The sequence below is a fragment of the Nocardioides dubius genome (genome assembly GCF_039528155.1).
GTDB classification, from domain to species: domain Bacteria; phylum Actinomycetota; class Actinomycetes; order Propionibacteriales; family Nocardioidaceae; genus Nocardioides; species Nocardioides dubius.
Genome location: NZ_BAAALG010000010.1, coordinates 81,659 through 86,191, shown reverse-complemented (window position 1 = coordinate 86,191; position 4,533 = coordinate 81,659). Strand labels below are relative to the sequence as shown.

Genomic DNA, 4,533 nt, shown 5'->3' with positions numbered 1-4,533 from the left:
GAGCCGCTGCCGGCAGGCGAGGTCGGCGAGCTGGTCTTCCGCTCCCGAGCCGGCGGCCACCACCGCTACATCGGCAGCGAGGCCGCCACCGGCGAGTGGCGCGGGTACGGCGACCTCGCCTCGATCGACGCCGACGGCTGGGTGCATCTGGCGGATCGGCGCACCGATCTGATCGTCTCCGGCGGCGTCAACGTCTACCCCGCCGAGGTGGAGAGCGCCTTGGAGGCGCACCCCGAGGTGCAGAGCGCGGTGGTGATCGGGCTCCCGGACGACGACCTCGGCCAGTACGTGCACGCCGTCGTCCAGGTGGCGCCCGCGACCGATCCGGCCAGGTTCGAGGAAGGCCTCCGCGCGCATCTGCGCGACCACCTCGCCGGTCCGAAGATCCCGCGCCGCTTCGAGCTGGTCGACCATCCGCTGCGCGACGACGCCGGCAAGGTCCGGCGCTCCGCGGTCCGTGCGCAACGACTGGCCGCGCTGGAGGTGACCCGATGAGACTGACCAGGCCAGGCCTCGACCTGGGCATCGTGGTCCGCGACGTCGAGCGATCCCTCACCTTCTACCGCGACCTGCTCGGACTGCCCGTGCGCGGCGACATGCAGGTGCCCGGAGTGGGCCGCCTGCTGCTGCTGGACGTCGGCCACAGCACCCTCAAGCTGGTGCAGCTCGATCGCGGCATCGACATCGAGCCCGAGCCCGGCGGCCTGCGCGCCGGAGCCGCCGGGATGCGCTACTGCACCTTCAGCATCAGCGACCTCGACGAGGTGGTGACTACCTGCCGGGAGGCCGGCTTCCGGATCGGGATGCGTCCCACGACCATGGGGCCCGGCGTGCGCGTCGCCGCCGTCGAGGACCCCGACCAGAACTGGATCGAGCTCATGGAGACCAACCGATGACCGTCACCCACCACACCGAGGGCCACGTCGGCCTGATCAGCCTGGACCGTCCGGAGAAGCGCAACGCGCTCAACTCCGCGATGATCGACGGGATCGTGCATGGCCTGCTTGCCCACGAGCAGAACCCCGAGGTCCGCGCGATCGTGCTGACCGCCACCGGCGACAAGGCGTTCTGCGCGGGGATGGACCTCACCCGGGTCGGCGGCTCCAGTGAGGCGGCGCCCGCCGAGCGTCCGGAGACGGCGACCTACCTGCGGCTGATCCAGGAGGGCAGCACCAAGCCGTTGATCGCCGCCGTCAACGGCACCGCGGTCGCAGGTGGCTTCGAGCTGGTGCTGGCCTGCGACCTGGTGGTCGCCGCCGACCACGCGCGCTTCGGCCTGCCCGAGGTCGCCCGCGGCCTGGTCGCCGGCGCAGGCGGCACCTTCCTGCCGTTGCGGATGCCCCGTGCTGTGGCCTTCGAGCTGGCGTTGACCGCACTGCCGATCGACGCGGCACGCGCCTACGAGCTCGGCCTGATCAATCAGGTGGTGCCTGCCGACGCCGTCCTGGAGACCTCCCTGGCGCTGGCGCACGCGGTCGCCGCCAACAGCCCGCACGCCGTCCGGATCACCCGTGGCCTGCTGCGCGACGCCTCGGAGCTGCCGACGGCCCAGGCCTGGGAGCGGGTCAACGCTGCCATTCCCGGCGTGTTGGAGAGCCCTGATGCCCGTGAGGGATCACGTGCCTTCCTGGAGAAGCGCTCGCCGAACTGGGGCTGATCCCCGCTCCGATCCAACCCAGTGAAACCTGGCCCTGGCTCACGACACCGCCCGCCTAGCGTGATCGACGCCACATCGCAACCGCTCCTTCCACTGAGTGATTGCGAGCCAGGAGAAGCGTGTTGGAAGGGGAACCACAGATGCATCCAGATCGCGTGCGGCGGGCCTTCACCCCCGTTGTGCCACCACGACTGCTGCCTGACATGTACACCACCGAGGAGCAGGAGCGCCTCTTCGGTGTGTTGCGCCAGAAAGGTCCGTGGAGCTCGATCGCCTCGCAGACCTTCTCCAGCGCCGAGCAGTTCCTCGCCGTCGCCGGAGGAGGTCAGCAGGCCCGCACCGACCTGAGCCTGAGCGACCTGATCACGCCGACCTTCCGGGGATACTTCGCGCAGCAGGCAGTGGCCCTGCACGACGAGGTGCAGGACGTCTTCTACAGCTCCAAGCTGCTGAACCTGGTCAAGGAGATGTTCGGCGCGAAGTACGCCCTGCCGGCGCAGTTCTTCTTCAACCTGCGCGCGCCGGCCCACAGCCTCGACGCCGGCCACTTCGATCCCCAGGCCTGGCGCGGCATGGACATGATGCGGTTGCCGGTCTGGCTCGCCGCGGTGATGGCGAAGTCCGGCCTCTTCGACCGCTGGGAGGTGCGCACCGGCCAGGTGATCACCTACTACTACGCCAGCGCCGAGGACGGCGGCTTCACCTACTGGCCGCAGGGGCCCGCGGCCGCACCGCAGCGCTTCGCGGCACCGTTCTGGAACGACGCCGTCGTGGTGCACAACCCGCGGATGTTCCACCGTGGCGAGGCGAGCGGCCCCCGAGACCGCCGCGCCAACCCGGAGGGCTTCAGCCTGGACAGCGTGATCGAGGCCGACGGCGATGGCTGGTCGATCAAGAACGGCGAGCAGGTGCTGCGCACCTACGCCGCCGACGAGATGCGGTTCCTGTTCCACTACGGCGCCCGGGTCTTCGACGACCTGGCCGAGGTGAGCCGCTACTACGACCACACCGACGACCTCACCGAAGAGATCATCTTCGACCTGCTGATCCGTGACCTGCGCGAACGCGGCATCGCCTTCGACGAGCCCACGGACCCCTTGACCGACGACGCCTTCGTCGCCGTCCTCAAGGACGCCTACGCGATCTCCCCGACGTCCTACCCGGCAGAAGCCCCGGTGGACCAGATCCCCGCGTGACCGCACCACCTCTCACCCACCGCCCGTCCGTTCGGGCTGCACCGAAGGAGGCTCGGATGATCCGACCCCGAAGCACCACCCTCCACGCCTTGTTGGCCGTGGGCCTGGCCGCCACCCTGGTGGCCGGCTGCTCCTCCGCCGAGTCGGGCAACGGCGGCAAGCAGGAGGCCGTCGACCTCTCCGGCATCAAGGAGGGCTACCTCGGCAAGGACAAGGAGGGCACGGCGGTCGAGGGCGGCACCCTCACCATGGCGTCCTTCGCCGAGCCGCGCTCGCTCGACCCCGCGGTGACCATCGCCGCACTGACCACCGGTGGCTCGGAGATGCTCAACATCTACGACTCGCTGATGCGCTACGACGCCTCCGACCAGAGCTTCGTGCCCCAGCTCGCCGAGGAGATCAGCACCGAGGACAACAAGACCTGGACCCTCAAGCTCCGCGACGGCGTGCTGTTCTCGGACGGCTCCACCCTCGATGCGGCTGCGGTGAAGGCCAGCCAGGAGCGCTACGCCTCGATGCCGGCCCCCGAGGCGGCGTTGTGGAAGGCCAACGTGGCCAACGTGGAGACCCCCGACTCCTCCACGGTCGTCTACACCCTGACCAAGCCGTGGGTGCAGTTCCCCGGCATCCTGACCACCGGTCCCGGCATGATCGTGGGCAAGGGCTCGGGTGAGGGCGAGACCTTCAAGCCGATCGGTGCCGGTCCCTACACGCTCGGCAAGTGGGCTCCCCAGGAGTCGCTGACCCTGGACTCCCGCGACGACTACTGGGGCGGCGCGCCGAAGCTCGACGCCGTCAAGTTCGTCTACCTGCCGAACGCGCTGACCGCCATCGAGTCGCAGCGCAAGGGCGAGGTCGACGTCGCCTTCATCCGTGAGCCCGACCAGGTCGAGGACGCCCTGAAGGGCGACCCGCACGGCATCGTCAACATGACCGCCGCGCAGAACAGCGCGCTGATCAACGCCGAGAAGGGCCGCCCGGGGGCCGACCCGCGGATCCGCAAGGCGATGCAGCTCGCGATCGACACCCAGCTGCTCACCGAGCGTGCCTTCAACGGCGCCGGTGGCGGCAGCCCGACGATCTTCCCCGGCTACTCGCGCTGGCACGGCGAGACCGAGGGTCTGGCCTACGACCCCGAGGCGGCCAAGAAGCTGGTCGAGGAGGCCAAGGCGGACGGCTTCGACGGCAAGATCCACTACGTCGACGGTTCCGACCCGGCGTCGCGTGAGACCGCGCTCGCGGTGAAGGCACTGCTGGAGGCGGTGGGCTTCGAGGTGGAGACCGAGCTGACCCGCACCGTCGCCGACCTGATCACCAAGGTGGCCGTGGACCGCGACTACGACGTCTCCGCATGGGGCCACTCGTTCCGTGAGCCCGACCCGATCCCGAAGATGTTCGCGATCATGCACAGCACCGGCACCCAGCTCTACGGCTCGTACACCAGCCCGGAGATGGACGCGCTGCTCGAGCGCTTCCAGGTCGCCCCGACCTACGAGGAGCAGGCCGGTGTGATGGACGAGATCCAGCAGAAGGTGAACGAGGACGTGCCGTTCCTGGTCTTCGGCCCCTACGCGGAGACCGTGCTGTGGAACGAGAACGTGCGCGGCGTGCTCGGCGCCGGCAACTCGATGGTGCTCTTCTCCCAGGCCTGGAAGGACTGAGCCCACCACCGTTGGACGA

Annotated in this window: 5 protein-coding genes; all 5 read left to right on the top strand. The window is 69.5% G+C overall.

The window, feature by feature from the left end; translation table 11 throughout:
- A partial coding sequence (locus ABD151_RS12740; protein ID WP_425571916.1) for an AMP-binding enzyme occupies positions 1-495 on the top strand: 495 nt, incomplete at its 5' end.
- Complete coding sequence (locus tag ABD151_RS12735) at positions 492-896, top strand: VOC family protein (protein WP_343994900.1); 405 nt, start codon at positions 492-494, stop codon at positions 894-896. The genes ABD151_RS12740 and ABD151_RS12735, both read left to right, overlap by 4 nt.
- A complete protein-coding gene (locus tag ABD151_RS12730; protein ID WP_343994898.1) occupies positions 893-1,657 on the top strand; it encodes an enoyl-CoA hydratase/isomerase family protein in 765 nt (254 codons plus the stop codon). The genes ABD151_RS12735 and ABD151_RS12730 overlap by 4 nt, the downstream gene beginning before the upstream one ends.
- Before the next feature lie 203 nt (positions 1,658-1,860).
- Positions 1,861-2,853, top strand: a complete 993-nt coding sequence (locus ABD151_RS12725) for a hypothetical protein (protein WP_343994896.1) — start codon at positions 1,861-1,863, stop codon at positions 2,851-2,853.
- Between the two features lie 56 nt (positions 2,854-2,909).
- Positions 2,910-4,514: an ABC transporter substrate-binding protein gene (locus ABD151_RS12720; RefSeq protein WP_343994894.1), complete on the top strand. Its 1,605-nt coding sequence runs from the start codon at positions 2,910-2,912 to the stop codon at positions 4,512-4,514.
- The last annotated feature ends 19 nt before the right edge of the window (positions 4,515-4,533 follow it).